Genomic DNA, 16,290 nt, shown 5'->3' with positions numbered 1-16,290 from the left:
CTAAGTCACCAAACGAGGTGTTAAGCGCTAAGTCGTATCCCAGTCACGTCGTTAAACGACTGTCCTCTTCCAAGCGCAATCGCGTGATTGCTGCCCAATCGACCAGTACTTGTAAGCGAACCTCAGGAATTGAATAAAATTGCGGTTGCATTTGCGCTTGGATTTGCGTTTCGAGCGGCGGCTTCGAGGGCTCTGCAAGTCTCGCCGAGCGCGATCCCGTTCAAATGATCTGCGTTATGCAGCTGATTGGCGAGCAACAAACGCCTGCACCAAGCGATCGGACGAGTTTGACCAGCATGGGACTAAGTATCGCGCTCCATCCCGAAGCCCTCGACTGTCAAAATTGCTGACCGCGGCGCGGACAGATGGCTGAGAACTCTGCTTAGGGTATGAATCCGCCAACCAACATCGATTTATGCCCCAGCGTCAGAATAACAGTCGCCACAATGCCCCGGCGGCCTCCAAAGTGGCGGTGACTGAACCACGGTCGCCAATTGCACGCGACAAACGCACTCATCGGTAAATTCGTATGTTTATCGACAAAAAACACTTGTCAACGCCAAGATAGATGATAACGTTTCAAGTAATTTGAGAGCCGACAGGCATTAGTCAACGTTTGGGAGGACGTGACATGACCAGCAGCATCGAATTTATGCCAGAAATCCGTCGCCGCACCCTGCTTGCGGGGGTTGGTGGCGCCGCTCTGCTCGCCATGACCGGCGGATTGGCTCGCGCGCAGGAGACCGTTAGCGGCGAACTCGTGGTTCTCAACTGGATCGGCGGTTCCGAACTTGAAATGATGCGCGAGATCCAGAAGGCGTTTCTCGCGAAATATCCCAATGTGACGATCCGCGAGGTCGCGATCACCGGCCAGGGCGATATGCGCGGCGGTATCCGCACCGCATTAATGGGCGGAGAAGTGGTGGACGTCCTTTTCAACACCTGGCCGGCCTTCCGCAAGGAACTCGCGGACGCAGGAATGCTCCGCCCTATCGACGATCAGTGGAAGTCCTACGGCTGGGACAAGGTCATCAGCCCCGCCTGGAAGGAACTTGGTTCGATTGGCGGCGCCCCTTATGGCCTCACCTACACTTTCGGTGACCGCTCCGGTATCTGGTACATGAAAGAACATCTCGCCAAGGCTGGCATCGCTGCGCCACCGAAGACTTGGGACGAGTTTATTGCGAGCTTCGACAAGCTGACAAAGGCCGGCTACACCGCGCCAGTCGCCATTCCTGGAAAATATTGGGCACATGCAGAGTGGTTCGAGACCCTGCTGCTCAGGACGGCGGGAGTGGAGACGGCGACTAAGCTTGCGGCGCATGAGATTCCCTGGACCGATCCGGCCGTGAAGACGGCTCTTTCAAAATACGGACAGATGCTCCAAGCGCATTGCTGTGGTGCGACCAATTCGATGCTGGCCAACGACTGGGACGGCGAAGCGGATCAGATCTTCCAGGCGAATGCAAAGAATTATCTGCTGATCGGCATGTGGATGAACAACCGCGCCAAGAACGATTACAAGCTCGCCGAGGGCAAGGACTACGGTTTCTTCCAATTTCCCACCCTTGGTATGGGGCATGACGACACCTCGAGCATCGACGCCAAGGAGCTTCTCGTCACCGCGAATGGTCCCAACCCCAAGGCGGCCGATGCCTTCCTCGACTTCTGGACCAGCGCGCAGGCCGCCAACATCCTGGCCAAGGCGGGCTACGCCTCTCCCAGCAGCAACATTGACGCGTCGCTTTATGGCGAGGCCCAGAAGACGGCGACGCAGGCCGTCGCAAGTTCGAAGCTGCAGTTCGTCCTCGGCGACTTGCTGCCTGGTGATCTCGTCGACGAGTACCGTGTACAGCTCCAGAAGTTCTTGCAGGATCCGTCCGACACCAATGCCGACACGGTTCTCGCCGCCATCGAAGCGAAGGCGAAGGAATCCTACTGATGGCCGGCACCTCTGTTTCCCACCTGCGGGAAGCGGCGGGCCTGTTTCACGGTTCTTCGCCGGCGACCGCTGTCAAAAGCCGCCGTCGGCTCAGGGAAACGCCCGCCGCACTGATCCTCATCGCACCGGTAATCGTGCTATTTGCGATCTCCGTGGTCTATCCGCTCGCGGAGACAATCCGGCTGAGCTTCTGGGATATCCAAGGGCTGAGGAAGCCGGCATACGTGGGTCTCGGGAACTACGCGAAGCTCTTTGCCGATCCAGCGTTCCGAAACACCCTTCTGACGACCCTGATATTCACGATTGGTACGACGGTGATCTCGGTCGCGATCGGTTGGGTGCTCGCCATGATGTGCGCCTTTGCACCGCGTCAGACGTTGCCATTCCGCGTCATGATTTTCGCGGCCTTCGGAATCTCCGAGGCGGTCTCCGGCTATATGTGGATCGGAATTTACCGAGCGGATGCCGGCGGCCTCCTGAATTCGCTCATACAGCTCTTTGGATTTCCGGGATTTGCGCACGCGTGGCTCGGCGACGCCAACACGGCCCTATGGGCATTGATCATTGCGGCGTCGTGGAGTGGCGTCGGGCTGCCGTTAATGCTGATCTTTGCCGCCATCCAGGCGATCCCCAAGTCAGTCCTCGAGGCCGCCTACATGGACGGTGCCAGGCCAGTCTCGACGATGCGCCACATCATGATGCCGCTGTCGATGCCAGGCGTGCGCGTCGCCGTCTTTATAAACTTGCTCGGCGCGCTACGCGCCTTCGACATCATCTACATCCTAACCGGCGGCGGGCCTGTCCGCTCGACCGAGACGGTCGGTTATTTCATGTACCGTGAGTCCATGACGCAATTCAAACTCGGCTATGGGGCGGCGGCGACGGTTATTCTCCTCCTCGCCGTCCTTATCATTTCCACTCCCGCAATCCTTCAGCGAACGGCAGGTGCGAGATGATCGGTAAGGCTCCGCGCTGGATCATCGTCGTGGTGGGGATCGTCGCCTTCATCTGGGTCATTCCGATCGTCGGCATCGTCGTCACCTCGCTGCGGCCGCCGCAGGGCGTGTCGCTTGGCTGGTGGCGCTTCGAACACTTCGACTTCACGCTGAACGCGTGGCGGCAGGTTTGGGTTAAGTATCCGCTCGCGCAGTCCATGTGGACCACCGTGAAGCTTGCGGGAATCTCCACGGTGCTGACGATGTTACTCACGCCGGCTGCGGCCTATGCCTTCCACTTCCTGAAATTTCCGTCGCGGCGCCTGCTGCTGATCATCATCATCAATGCGTTTGTGCTACCCCAGCAGGTGGTGATCATTCCGCTCTTCACGCTCTGGCGCGACCTCGGCCTGATCGACAACATCTTCTCGATCCTCATCCCCTATGTCGGGTTGTCCTTCGCGTGGTCGATATTCCTCGTGAAGAACTTCTTCGAAGACTTCCCGCACGAGTTGGTGGAGGCCGCAAAAATCGACGGGTGCGGCCCGCTGGCGACGTTCTGGTACGTCGTGCTGCCCAACAGTCTGTCGCCGATCTTCGCCGTCGGAATTCTGCAGTTTCTCTGGACCTGGAACTCCTTGCTGCTGCCGATGCTTTTCCTTCGCAACAACGTCCCCCTTCCCGTTCTGCTCGCACGCATCTCGGGAAGCTACGAAATCAACTGGGACCAGCGATCGGTGGCCGCCATCGTCACCACCATCGTTCCCCTCCTCGTCTTCCTCGTCTTCCAACGTCAGTTCGCCGCCGGATCGCAGACGCGCACCGGAGCAAAGGAATAGGATCATGCCCAAGAATACGAACAAGCCATTGCGCTACCGCCAGATCCATCTCGACTTCCATACGTCGGAACACATCCCAGGCATCGGCGCCGATTTCGATCCGGACGCCTTCGTTTCGACGCTGAAGGACGCGCACGTCGATTCCATCACGATTTTCGCCAAGTGCCACCATGGTTGGTCCTACTACCCGACCAAGGTCGGCAAGCCGCATCCGCAACTCGCGCGCCCGGATCTCCTCGGGGAGATGGTGACGGCTCTCTCGGCAGCCGACATCGAAAGCCCGATCTACATCTCCGTGCAGTGGGACGAGCTGACTGCACGAGAACATCCCGAGTGGCGTGCGATGAACGCTTCGAACCGATACCAGCACGCAATCCCGACAGATCCTTCGGCGGGCAAGCAACTCAGCCCCGCGTGGCATACGCTCTGCCTCAACCATGCGGGACTGCGGCACTACATCCTCGAACAGGCGCGCGAGGTCGCCCGGCTCTATCCGACGCAAGGTCTCTTCTTCGATATCATTCTGACGCCGGACTGCGTTTGCTCCGCCTGCGTCGAGCGCATGCTTTGCGAAGGCCTCGATCCGGAGAACCCGGACGACCGCCTCAAGAACGACGAAGCGGTCAACGAACAGTTCCGTAGCGAAACGAGCAAGGCGCTCTTCGAGGAGTTCCCCGGCCTGCGCGTCTTCTATAACTGCGGCCACATCCACAAACAGGGTCCGGGACGGTTCGTCACATATTCCCATCTCGAACTTGAAAGCTTGCCGACCGGCGGCTGGGGTTACGACCACTTCCCTTCGAGCGCTCGCTATGCGGCGACGCTTGGCATGGATTTCCTCGCCCATACCGGCAAGTTCCACACCTCATGGGGCGAATTCGGTGGCTTCAAACACCCTGACGCGCTTGAGTACGAGTGCGCGCAGATGATCGCGCTCGGCTCCAAGTGCCTGGTGGGCGACCAGCTTCACCCCAACGGGGCGATCAACCCCGACACCTACGCCTCGATCGCGCCAGCCTACCGTCGCGTCGAGAAGCTTGAGCCCTTCCTCGAAGGCGCCAAGCAGATTTCCGAGATCGCCATCCTCTCGGCCGAACATATGAACCCGCGGGGCACCCGCAATCATCCGAGCGACGACGGCGCCGCGCAGATGCTGCAGGAATTGAAGCGTCCGTTCGACGTGCTGGACCTGTCCGGTCGCTTTGAAGACTACCGCCTGCTGATCCTCCCGGACGAGATTCCTGTCGACGCCGCGCTCGCCGCACGGCTGAATTCCTATCTCGCCGGCGGTGGCAAGATCCTCGCCTCCTGGCATTCGGGCATCGGGGAGGACGGAAGCTTTGCGATCGACTTCGGCATAGAACGTGATCCGACGCCGATTGCTTTCAAGCCGAGTTACGTGAAGGCGAAAAAGGACCTGGATCCGTCGATGCCGGAAACGGCCTTCGTCTTCTATGACGAGGCCGAAACGGTGCGTGCAGCCGGAGCTAACGTCCTTGCGGGCATCTATCCGTCCTACTTCAATCGCTCCTACAGGCATTTCTGCTCGCACCAGCATGCGCCGGACGATCCTGATTCCGCAATGCTGGGTGCGGCGGCGACGGAGCACAACGGAGCGGCTTATGTCGCCTATCCGATCTTCCGTCTCTACCGGGCCATGGGACAGCCCCTCTACAAATACCTTGTTCGTGGCCTGATCCATCGCCTTGTTCCCAATCCCGCTATGGTCACCGACCTTCCCTCATCCGGTCGCGCGACGCTAACGCGCCAGGTCGAGCATGATCGCCATGTTCTCCATCTTCTGTACGGCCCGCCGCAGATTCGCGGCAAGGAGGTCCGCGGTGATGATGGTTCGAGCCGTGTCATGGAGATGATCGAGGACATCCCAGCGATCGGCCCTGTCACCGCCACAGTTCGCCTGCCGACGCGGCCAAGGCGCGTCTTCGATGCGATGACAGGCGAGGACGTTGCGTGGAACGATACGGGCGACGGCGCTGTCAGCATTACGGTGCCGCGTCTGCGCATCCACAGCGCGGTCGTATTTGAAGGCGCTTGATGCAGATCGAGGCGACGGGACCGTCCAACTCCGCTCTTGCTGCCTGCAATACTGGTGGGCGGCAGGGCGCTGGGTTATACGACGGAAAGCGCCCGGCCGGGCGCCAATTCCCACGAACAAGTGCAGGAGCCCGCACGAAATGCGAGATACGGACCAGATTGCCGGAAGGAGACGAGGAGCCACGATCATCGACGTCGCCAAGGCGGCGGACGTCGCGATCGGTACGGTGTCGCGATACCTCAACGGCCAGCCGATCCGTCGGTCCAACCGCGAGCAGATCGAGCAGGCGATCCAGGCCCTCGGATATCGGCGCAACGCCGCAGCGGCCTCTATCCGCACCGACCTGACGCACATGATCGGTTTCCTTGTCCCGACCTTCGACGAATACCATGCCCGAATTTTGGAACATCTCGCCAACTCCGTGCGCCAGACCGGGCGAGCGCTGTTGACCTACTGCCACAGCGGTGACCCGCGCGTCGTCGCCGAGGCGCTGGACTTTTTCGCGGCTCAGCGGGTCGACGCGATCATCATGGACGGCACGGCGGAAGTTTACGACCGCGTCGACGATCTGATCGAGCACGACGTGCCGATCATCTTCTACAACAACGATGTCCGCGGCCTCGCCGCCGACCGCGTGATGGTGGAGAACCACCGCGCAAGCCACCGCATGATCAGCCACCTGATCGACCTAGGCCACACCCGCATCGGAATGCTGGCGGGCGATCCGCGGAATTCCTCGGGCATCGAGCGGCTTGCAGGTTATCAGCAGGCCCTACGTGACCGAGGTATTGAGCCGGATCCCGCGCTGACGATGCGCGCGAACTGGAAGGTCGAAGGCGGCTACGAGGGGGCGAAGCGTCTGATGTCGCTGGAGAACTCGCCGACCGCTATCTTCTGCGCGAACTATGGCATGGCAATCGGCGCGCTGACCTGGCTCAAGGAGAACGGTCTGAATGTCCCCGGCGACGTCTCGCTCGCGAGCTTTGACGATGTCCCGATTTTCCGGCTTTACGAGGCAGGTATCACGGCCGTCGCACAGCCACTCGCCCGCATCGCAGAGACCATCACGAATATTCTCGTGGAGCGTCTGACCGAAGAGCCGACGGGCACGACGCGCAACGTCGCGCTGGAGTGCGACATCATCCTGCGGGGTTCGACGCGACGGATCAACTGACGTGCTCGACCCGCTAACCGGTTAAAGGGAGGAAGCCTTGGCCAGCGTAGAACTGCAGAACATCGACAAGTCCTATGGAAGCTTTCAGGCGATCGAAGGCCTGAACCTGAGCGTCGAAGACGGCTCGTTCACAGTGTTCGTTGGTCCCTCCGGCTGCGGAAAGTCGACGCTCCTGCGGATGATCGCCGGGCTGGAGGAAATATCCGCCGGGGACCTGAGGGTCGACGGACGGCGAATGAACGACGCCGACCCGATCCAGCGCGGCGTCGCTATGGTATTTCAGAACTACGCGCTCTATCCGCATATGACCGTCGAGCAGAACATCGGCTTCTCGCTCCGCATGGCGGGGATGGCCAAGGCGGAAATCAATAGGAACGTCGCTTCGGCGGCCGCCACCCTGCAGATCGAGCAACTCCTGAAACGCAAGCCGGCGCAGCTTTCCGGCGGCCAGCGCCAGAGAGTGGCAATAGGTCGCGCGATCGTCCGCAATCCCGCGGTGTTTCTTTTCGACGAGCCCTTGTCGAACCTCGACGCCGAACTCAGGGTTTCCATGCGCGTCGAAATCGCCAAGCTGCACCGTCGCATCGGCGCGACGATGATCTACGTCACCCATGACCAGACGGAGGCGATGACGCTCGCCGATAAGATCGTCGTCATGCGCGCCGGCAAGATCGAGCAGGCCGGCACTCCTGACACGCTCTACAGTGATCCGGACAATCTCTTCGTCGCCGGCTTCATCGGTTCGCCGCGCATGAACTTTCTCGATGGCCGACTTCAAGCAGACGGTACAGTGAAACTCGATTGCGGTGCGGTTTTCGGAACTGGCCTACTTGGCGGCGGTGTCGAGAGCCCGGTCAAGGTCGGCATTCGACCGGAGCATTTCACCGGCCAGGACGACGCCGGTGGCGCGATCGACATCAAGGTTGACGTCGTCGAGAACCTGGGTGGAACACGTTTCATCTACGGCACGCTAATATCGGGCCAGCCCGTGATCGTCGAAGATCGTTCAGAAAGGACGCTTCGTCCGGGCGAGACGGTGACCGCAGGCTTTCCGGTTCGGCGAGCCCTGCTCTTCGACGCTGACGGAGTCCGCGTTCGCGACGCCCAATCTGCCAATGCGATACCAGCATAATGATCATGACGGACAACCTCCTGTGGTACGACTCCCCTGCCCGGCTATGGACCGACGCTCTGCCGCTCGGCAACGGCCGGCTTGGCGCGATGGTTTTCGGCGATCCGCTGTCCGAGCGTCTGCAGATCAATGAGTCCACGTTTTGGGCTGGCGGCCCATACCAGCCGGTAAATCCGGAAGCGTTCGACCATTTGCAAGAGGTGCGCGAACTCGTCTTTGCCGGTAGCTATGCGGAAGCGGAAGCGTTGGCGGAGAAGCATCTGATGGCTCGGCCAATCAAACAGATGTCCTACCAGCCGATCGGTGACCTTCGCATCGACCTTCTGCATCCGGATGGTGTCACCGAATATCGCCGGACGCTCGACCTCGACACGGCGACAGCGACCATCTCCTACGTGGCTGGTGGAACAAGGTTTGTCCGCGATGCATTTGTTTCGCCTGTGGACGGTATTCTTGCCCTTCGGCTTTGGGCCGACCGGCCCAACTCGGTGAACTGCCGAATATCCCTGAATAGCCCTCAGCAGGGGCGGTCTGCGGTGAATGGAGCTGAAGGACTGACGTTCTCTGGGACCGGCAAGGCCGAGATGGGAATTCCTTCAGCCCTCCGCTTCGCTTTCGGAATCAGGGTCGTCAGCACCGGCGGCTCGATCGCTTCCGCCGACGGCTCACTCTTGGTGGAGGGCGCGGCCGATTTGCTGATACTCCTCGACGCCGCGACGAGCTTCAGGCGTTACGACGACGTCACGGGGGATCCGGACGGCGACGTCGCCAGGCGGCTCGCACGTGCGGGCCAACGCAGCTTCGACGCGCTGCGCGAAGCCCATGTCGCCGAACATCGGAGGCTGTTCCACGGGTTCTCGATTGATCTCGGCTCCACGCCGGCGGCCTCCCTGTCCACCGATCGCCGCATCGAAGGATTCGCTCAAGTGGAGGATCCCGCGCTCGCCGCGCTCTACGTCCAGTTCGCCCGCTATCTCATGATCTCCTCCTCCCGGCCGGGAACCCAGCCGGCTAACCTGCAGGGAATATGGAACGAAGAGACCGATCCTCCCTGGGGCAGCAAGTACACGGCCAATATCAATCTGCAGATGAACTACTGGCTGCCTGGACCGGCCAATCTTCCTGAATGCATCGCTCCGCTCGTCGAGATGGTAGAGGAACTTTCGGAAACGGGGCGAACGACGGCACAAGTCCATTACCGCGCCCGTGGCTGGGTGCTGCACCACAACACCGATCTGTGGCGTGCAACGGGACCGATCGATGGCGCACAGTGGGGGCTGTGGCCGACCGGTGGTGTGTGGCTGATGACCCAACTACTCGATCTGTGCGACTATCTCGACGATCCGGACAAGATGCGCCGGCGCTTGTTTCCAGTGGCCAAGGGCGCGGCCGAGTTCCTGTTCGACGTCCTGATCCCAATGCCCGGTTCTGACTACTTGGTGACGAATCCTTCCCTCTCTCCGGAGAACGTCCATCCCCATGGCGCCTCGATTTGCGCCGGCCCTGCCATGGACAACCAGCTCATCAGGGACTTCCTTAGCCTTCTACGGCCTTTGGCGGTGGAGGTGGGTGGAGAGGACAAACTCGTTTCAGAGATCGACCACGTGCTTCCGCGTCTTGCTCCCGACAGGATCGGTTCTGCGGGCCAATTGCAGGAATGGCTCGAGGACTGGGACCTGCAGGCGCCGGAAATCCATCACCGGCACGTCTCCCATCTCTACGGCCTCTATCCGAGCTGGCAGATCGATATGGACAGGACTCCCGACCTCGCCGCGGCAGCCCGACGCTCCCTGGAAATCCGCGGCGACGCCGCAACGGGATGGGGCATCGGTTGGCGCATCAATCTTTGGGCGCGGCTTCGTGACGGCGAGCACGCGCTCGATGTGGTCAAGCTCCTTCTTCGTCCGCAGCGCACCTACACCAATCTGTTCGACTCTCATCCGCCATTCCAGATCGACGGAAACTTCGGCGGCGCCGCCGGTATCCTGGAGATGCTTGCGCAGTCGCGTCCGCACGAGCTCCGCCTTCTTCCGGCCCTTCCAAGGGAATGGCCCGTCGGATCATTGATCGGCCTGCGCGTTCGGGGCGGTATGACGCTCGATCTCCACTGGAAGGACGGACGACCGACGAAGCTGAAGCTCTCGGCGCCCCGCGATGTCGAAACGATTGTCCGATTTGCCGATGCGCGGCAGAAAATCAAGCTCTCAGCCGGCGCGGCCGTCGAGATCGACTGCACGGCGGAGCTGTTTCGGTAGACCGAGACCAAAAGGGGGCTGAGGAGCATCGCGTGTTCCCGCCAATCTGGTCAGGATCGCCCGAAATCCGTTCGGCGCAACGCAACGGCAGCGACATTGAATAACCAACATCTCAAAGACCGAATCGCGCCTATCGATCCGCACACCAACGCCGTTTCGAAGAGCATTTACCGCCTGCGAAAGGTGAGGCGGTTACGCCCCACCTCTCAATTTTAGTCTTGAGCCTCCGTAGAACCCCAAAGGCCCTGCCAATTCTGTTCGCCAACCATGGCGCCCAAAGCGAAGCAAATGGGTTCGCCGATCAAACGTACGAGTTTGCCCGCAAAATTGGGCTCTGCTCGCATACCCATCTGATATGCCAATTCCTCAGCGCGTGCTTTGGCAATCGGATACATGATGGCTTCCGCCACGCGGGATTTCCGCATCAAGCGGACATAGGGAATTGCCCAAAAGTGATAGCCGCGGATTGTTTGTGCCGAGAGGTTCTGGAACGTGAATGAAAGATCGGCCTTCCAGACATCACGCTCGAGCATGCCCTTCTTGAAGAAGTGGGTGCAAATCACACGACTGGAGCTGCTGCTAGAGCCGCCATACGTCTTACCGCGAGCGTCGTAGTTGGAGTTATAGGTCTTACCGTTTCGGGTCAGCTGACCACTTTCTCCGTAACCGTGGATACGGTTGCCATTGCCGTCATATGTGCCGTTACCTGTACGGGACTCAACGTTGGTTGACTGACGGCGACCATTCAGATTCATAGATATTCCCTTCTATTTGCTTGATCGCATCGTGCACTGATATTTTCGCTTTACGCATGCGATTTGAGGCGTGGAGCATTCAGCCTCTCCATCCACGACCGAGCAGAATGAGCATTGATCATTCATTTCCAGGCAGTCCGGATTGGCCTTTATGAAATCTTTCATGCTTTCGGTCTGTTCCTGCGCCCCTCCTTTTGGTTTGGCTGCGTCGGCCGCGAAGACGGGCGATACATTGACGGCTGCAAGCAGGACCAAGAGGGCAATTTTGGACGATACACGTTTCATTGAGAGGCTTCCTTCGTAGGTATGTTTCAACTCGGAAAAGTTGAATTATGTTAAAGTAGCTAATCCCAATGGAGCATGAATAAGCCTCGTTCTGCGCAACCAGAGCGATTCTTTCAATTTCTGTTCATCTGTCAATTGGAAAATGCCCTTATAAGTTTAGTTTTTTAGATTTTCGCGCAAAATGGATACAACTCCTAATAAGACTATTAGCGTTCCCCAAATGCGTCCTGAAGAACTTTAACGATAGGATCAAAGAAATAGCTAATGATCCGTCGGTCGCCGGTGATAACATCGACTTTGGCTGTCATGCCGGAAGTAAATTTGAGCTTCTCATGGCCCACGACAATGTACGCCCGCTCCAGTCGAAGCCGGGCAGCATAAATCCATTTTCTTGCAACGGGATCTTCGCGGGCATCGGCACCCACAGCACTGACGTTCGCGTTGACAATCCCAAATCTCTCGGATGGAAATGCGTCGAATTTTACGTAGGCTTTTTGTCCGCGAGATAGAAAACCGATATCGCGGTTGTCGAAGAAAGCTTCAATCTCCAAGGGAGAGCTTTCCGGGACCAAACGCATCACGACCGTTCCCTCATCGAGGAAACCACCCACCGTAAAAGTGGTGAGGTTCTCAACCACACCGTCAATTGGGGCGGTAAGCGTCATGTTTCGAAGGACGTTCTCGGCGGCATTCAGTTCGGCCTGCAGACTTGCGATCGCGTTGGTCGAGTCATTGAGCTGCTTTCTGTACTTCATCAAATTCGATGACACGAGCATCTGACGTTCCCGTCGGTTTGATTCCTCTGCCGCCGCCAATTCCTCGATCGTGCGTTCGGCCACCGTCACCTCACCCTGTGCGGCAGTAGTCTGACGCAGCCGGTCGAGATAGTCCGACCGGCTGATGACCCCTTGTCTTTCCAGCGACGCAACAGACCTGAATTTGTCGGAAACAATATTTGAGTCGGCTTTGGCATTCGCCAATCGTGCCTCGGCCACTTTCCGCGAAAGCACGAGTTTGCGCCAATCGGAATCAAGCTGACGGGCTTCGTCCCTGATAGAGTTCAGAGTTGCGACAGCCAGCGCTTCCGCAGACTGCTGCGATGCGTCTGTCAGGCCCGCAACGAACGAAACAGGTTCTGTCACGTCTTCCAAAGAAAACGTATCGCCCACACTTAGCGGGGCAAGGATAGCCGATGCGACCGCCTGCTCTTGCAGCGCGTTGTCAAGATTGACCCGGACGCGCCGCACATTGCTTTCCGCGTCCGCGGAATCCAACATAATTAAAGGTGTTCCTGCCTTTACAAAATCACCTTCGCCGACCTGGATGTTGGTGATTTTGCCTTTGTAGGCAGATTGGATCGACTGCACACGAGAGACGGGAATAATTCGGCCTTCGCCCCGCGCAACAATCTCGACCCGGAAAACCATGCTTCCGATGATCACGAGAGTGAGTATCGTCAGCAATGTCCATCCTGTTGCCCTGACGGTTGGTGAGACCGGTGCGGCTACCGTATACGTCGTCATGTCTGCTCTGTGGGGGGCTGTCCGGCGTTTGCCAGATCGATAATGGTGACGTCCGATCCGAGGAGATCCGGACTGTGTGTGATGATGACAAGGGTCATCATCGACCTTAGGTTATTCAACGTCTCTACGATAATTTGCGCTGAAGCTTCATCGAGTGCACTCGTCGGTTCGTCCAAAATCAGAACCGCCGGCTTGGGAATCAACGCCCTTGCCAACGCGAGCCGCTGGCGCTGGCCTCCCGACAAATAACGTCCTCCCTCTCCAACCTGGTGCTCCAAACCGTTGGGAAAGCTGCTGACAAAACGCTCACAGCCACTGCTTTTGATCGCCGATATCAGATCCTCTTCCGATGCGCTGCTATCCGCCATGAGCAGGTTCTCGCGGATGGAACCGGTGAACAGCGCTGGCTCCTGCGGCATATAGGTCACCTTCCGCCGTACGCTTGCAGGGTCAAAGTCGTGGAGCTCCTGCCGATTAATCAGTACCGTGCCGGCGTCGGCTTGATAAAGTCCGCAAATCAGCTTTCCGAGTGTTGACTTGCCGCATCCTGAAGGTCCCACAAGAAGCGTTGGTCGGTCGCCTGTAATGCATAGATCGTATGAACTGAGAATCGGCTGTTCAGGTGTGTAGGCGAAGGACACGGCTTCCAATTGAATTCTTGGACGCCCCTCCAAGCGGAGAAGCGGCCGTTCGTCCGCATTCTCGGCCGGATGATTAAGGAGATCCCCCAGGCGATATCGGGCAACTTTCAAGCCCAGCCAATGTTCCCAAACAGTCGACAGCGAGAGAATGGGCCCTGATATCTTGTCGGCCAGTAGGTGAAAGGCAATGAGCTCTCCCAGCGTGATCGTACTATTCAGCACAAGCGTGGAGCCTACGAAAATAATGAGTATCACTGTTCCGTTGCTGAGTACTTCACGTAGGGCGTCACTCAATAAGGTTAGCTTGGTCGTATCAAAACGCCGGGCTAACCCGTCGCTTAATGCAGCATGCAACGCATCTTCGTGGGCCGCCTCGGACGACATTGCCTTGACGGTCACAAGATTTCCAATCACTTCGACGAGGCGCGATTGGTAGACAGTCTCCGCTAGGAACGTGTCCTGCATGCGTTTTCGGATAAAGGGACCGAAAATGGCAAAGCCTGCTGCCTGCAGAGGCAACGCAACGACAACGATAAGCGTAAGCAACGGACTTATTGACAGCAGGGCGCCAACATAAACGAGTGCAAATAAGACATCGAGCACCACGCCACTGACGGTCGTGGTCAGGAACGCGCGCACAACGTCGATTTCGCCGATCCGCGCCAATGTTTCGCCTACCTGCCACCTTTGCAAGAACGACAATCTGAGATTCAGGACATGGTTTAAGATTCTTCTCGCGAATTCGGCCGTCAGTTGGTTGGCGACAAAGGCGCTCAGGTAGCCGACGATGATGTCCAATATAGCAACAAAGATCGTGGTTGCGACCAAAATCGCGACGATCAGCAGTAAAGTGGCTTCGCGCTGGAACGGTAGGACCCGATCAATTATTGCCTGAAAAACAAATGGTTGAACAATGCCCAGCAAGCGGATCGCGATAGCTAAAAGCATGAGCTCAGCCATCAGTGGCGAATAGCGAAATGTCGACTGGAAGAACCATGACAACGGAGCCGGTAGGCCCTGAGAACGATGCACTTAATTCCCCAATAGCGCGAGATATTTCAGAAAACAAGTATATCGGGAGTATGATGTTTCGTTAATCCGCGCAATAGGGTAGTCGAGCCTATCGCCAACAAGATGCTAACAATCCCCATTTGAGCATTTTCGGCCTGATAGCAAATCAGGGATGTCGACACGATCAAGGCAGACTGGAAGGTCTCGATCCGGCGCGCGTGTGTGCGCTCATGATCATCCTCCGTGGAAAAGCGAGACGAATTGTCAAGCTCCGCGGCGAGCTTGCATAGGATCTATAACGAGTTTCGGCCACACAACGCGATCGGCAACAAGGTGCCGATTTCGCTCATGAACGGCTCATCGGCACCCCCGCCGAACTGAGCCTTAACCCCGGAAAATTCCAGCTCCCGCTGGCCCAAATTCGGGGTGCACATCAGGGACCGAATAAGGCTAATAGAATGTGCGTGGAAATATGGGTAGCAGTTCAACGGCCTTATCAGCGACTGCCTTGAGCTTTTCCGTTCAGCGGCGCTCGAGGCATGCATCGGAAGGGCGAAACAACGTCACCGAGTACCCCCGCCGAGCGCGCGGTTTGCGACCTCATGAGCTGCGATCGCCATCGGCACCCACTTTATCTTGCGTGAGTTTTTCTCGGGAAGATCAGGGGCGCCGGGAGGCACCCTATCCCAATCCAGGACGACGATGACGTCGAGGTCCCCGGCCTCCGGATTGAAACGAGCCCCCCATCATTGACCGTGCTGCCGAAGAGATAGGCTCCAATCAGCTTTGGGGATTCCATTCGGAGAGAATGACCTGCAGTTCGTCGATGATCGCCGCGCTGAAGCACTGAAAGACCTTTCGCTGTTTTAGCAGGATAAATCAGAGAGATAGGCCGGCGGCGAGGCGGTCACATCATCTTGCGCTTTGCCCCCATAGTCAGAACAACGGTCGCCACAATGCCGCCATAGATTTCGAGGCTATCTTGCTTGTAAAACAAGCGGATAGCTGAAATGAAACTCCTGGCTCTATTTGCAACAGCGCTTTTGCTTATTGCCTTTCAGGCTCAGGCCCAGATTTACGGACCGTATGACGACTACGGCGATTATGGCTACTATGACCCGTATGGGCCATATGGCCCCCCACCCGACTATGGCGAGCCAATGCCGGAGCGCCAACGCCGAACGAGAAGCGGCGGGGGAACAATTGTCATTGCCACGCGGGAGCACACGCTGGTCTATACGACGCCTCGAGGCGAGCAGCTCGCCTATCCGATTGCTGTCGGGCGCGAGGGAAAACAATGGTACGGTACGACACATGTCACGTCGAAGCGCAGACATCCCGAGTGGCGACCGACGGCGAGCATGCGCCGGAAGAACCCGAGGCTGCCCGTAGTCGTGAAGCCGGGGCCTTCCAATCCGCTCGGTACACGCGCCATCTATCTTGCCGACGGCTTGCTGCGTATCCACGGTACCAACGACCCATCTTCCATCGGCACCAACGCATCGAGCGGATGTTTTCGCATGTACCGGGAAGATGTCGAGGAGCTTTACGATATGGTCCGACCGGGAACCCGTGTGATCGTCCAGCGGTGATACTGCCAAACCCACGTGTCGGGCACATAGAGCCTCGATCGCCAAGGGCTGTCTGGCGTCTGGACGCTCTTTGCCAATGCCACCGCTGCAGGAGAGCGCCAACGCTGGAGCCGGCGTTTTCGTCATCAAAGTTTCATACGAGCCTGCCAT

12 protein-coding genes are annotated in these 16,290 nt (G+C 58.3%); 8 read left to right on the top strand and 4 right to left on the bottom strand.

The annotated features are described in order from the left end of the window. Nucleotides 1–631: 631 nt before the first annotated feature. The 7 genes from FHT71_RS07315 (at nucleotide 632) to FHT71_RS07285 (ending at nucleotide 10,333) form a co-directional block, all read left to right on the top strand. Nucleotides 632–1,942 carry an extracellular solute-binding protein gene (locus FHT71_RS07315; protein ID WP_132588946.1) on the top strand — a complete coding sequence of 437 codons (1,311 nt, stop codon included), beginning with the start codon at nucleotides 632–634 and terminating at the stop codon, nucleotides 1,940–1,942. Continuing rightward, a complete protein-coding gene (locus FHT71_RS07310; RefSeq protein WP_132588945.1) occupies nucleotides 1,942–2,898 on the top strand; it encodes a sugar ABC transporter permease in 957 nt (318 codons plus the stop codon). The genes FHT71_RS07315 and FHT71_RS07310 overlap by 1 nt, the downstream gene beginning before the upstream one ends. Continuing rightward, entirely contained in the window at nucleotides 2,895–3,716 is an 822-nt protein-coding gene (locus tag FHT71_RS07305) for a carbohydrate ABC transporter permease (protein WP_132588944.1), read from the top strand. The genes FHT71_RS07310 and FHT71_RS07305 overlap by 4 nt, the downstream gene beginning before the upstream one ends. A 4-nt stretch (nucleotides 3,717–3,720) precedes the next feature. Beyond that, nucleotides 3,721–5,772, top strand: a complete 2,052-nt coding sequence (locus FHT71_RS07300; protein WP_132588943.1) for an alpha-L-fucosidase — start codon at nucleotides 3,721–3,723, stop codon at nucleotides 5,770–5,772. Between the two features lie 139 nt (nucleotides 5,773–5,911). Then, nucleotides 5,912–6,946 (top strand): LacI family DNA-binding transcriptional regulator, encoded by a 1,035-nt coding sequence (locus tag FHT71_RS07295; RefSeq protein ID WP_132588942.1) that lies wholly within the window; start codon nucleotides 5,912–5,914, stop codon nucleotides 6,944–6,946. A gap of 37 nt (nucleotides 6,947–6,983) precedes the next feature. Continuing rightward, on the top strand, nucleotides 6,984–8,078 hold the full coding sequence (ugpC, locus tag FHT71_RS07290; RefSeq protein WP_132588941.1) for a sn-glycerol-3-phosphate ABC transporter ATP-binding protein UgpC: 1,095 nt from the start codon (nucleotides 6,984–6,986) through the stop codon (nucleotides 8,076–8,078). Between the two features lie 5 nt (nucleotides 8,079–8,083). Then, nucleotides 8,084–10,333, top strand: a complete 2,250-nt coding sequence (locus tag FHT71_RS07285) for a glycoside hydrolase family 95 protein (protein WP_183719357.1) — start codon at nucleotides 8,084–8,086, stop codon at nucleotides 10,331–10,333. Between the two features lie 212 nt (nucleotides 10,334–10,545). Here FHT71_RS07285 and FHT71_RS07280 read toward each other — a convergent pair whose 3' ends face one another. The 4 genes from FHT71_RS07280 to FHT71_RS07265 all read right to left on the bottom strand — a co-directional run bounded on the left by FHT71_RS07280 (nucleotide 10,546) and on the right by FHT71_RS07265 (nucleotide 14,485). Beyond that, nucleotides 10,546–11,088 (bottom strand): hypothetical protein, encoded by a 543-nt coding sequence (locus FHT71_RS07280; protein ID WP_132588939.1) that lies wholly within the window; start codon nucleotides 11,086–11,088, stop codon nucleotides 10,546–10,548. 12 nt (nucleotides 11,089–11,100) lie between these two features. Next, nucleotides 11,101–11,373, bottom strand: a complete 273-nt coding sequence (locus tag FHT71_RS07275; RefSeq protein WP_132588938.1) for a hypothetical protein — start codon at nucleotides 11,371–11,373, stop codon at nucleotides 11,101–11,103. Nucleotides 11,374–11,579: 206 nt separating this feature from the next. Further along, on the bottom strand, nucleotides 11,580–12,896 hold the full coding sequence (locus tag FHT71_RS07270) for an HlyD family type I secretion periplasmic adaptor subunit (RefSeq protein WP_132588937.1): 1,317 nt from the start codon (nucleotides 12,894–12,896) through the stop codon (nucleotides 11,580–11,582). Then, nucleotides 12,893–14,485 carry a peptidase domain-containing ABC transporter gene (locus FHT71_RS07265; RefSeq protein WP_246717971.1) on the bottom strand — a complete coding sequence of 531 codons (1,593 nt, stop codon included), beginning with the start codon at nucleotides 14,483–14,485 and terminating at the stop codon, nucleotides 12,893–12,895. The genes FHT71_RS07270 and FHT71_RS07265 overlap by 4 nt, the downstream gene beginning before the upstream one ends. Nucleotides 14,486–15,558: 1,073 nt before the next feature. Between FHT71_RS07265 and FHT71_RS07260 the strand changes: the two genes are divergently transcribed. Further along, complete coding sequence (locus FHT71_RS07260; protein ID WP_132588936.1) at nucleotides 15,559–16,140, top strand: L,D-transpeptidase; 582 nt, start codon at nucleotides 15,559–15,561, stop codon at nucleotides 16,138–16,140. Nucleotides 16,141–16,290: the final 150 nt, after the last annotated feature.

Origin of the sequence: Rhizobium sp. BK060 (genome assembly GCF_014193145.1) — a bacterium.
Taxonomy (GTDB): domain Bacteria; phylum Pseudomonadota; class Alphaproteobacteria; order Rhizobiales; family Rhizobiaceae; genus Rhizobium.
Note: the sequence above shows the minus strand (reverse complement) of the source record. Positions and strands in the feature narration are given on the sequence as shown.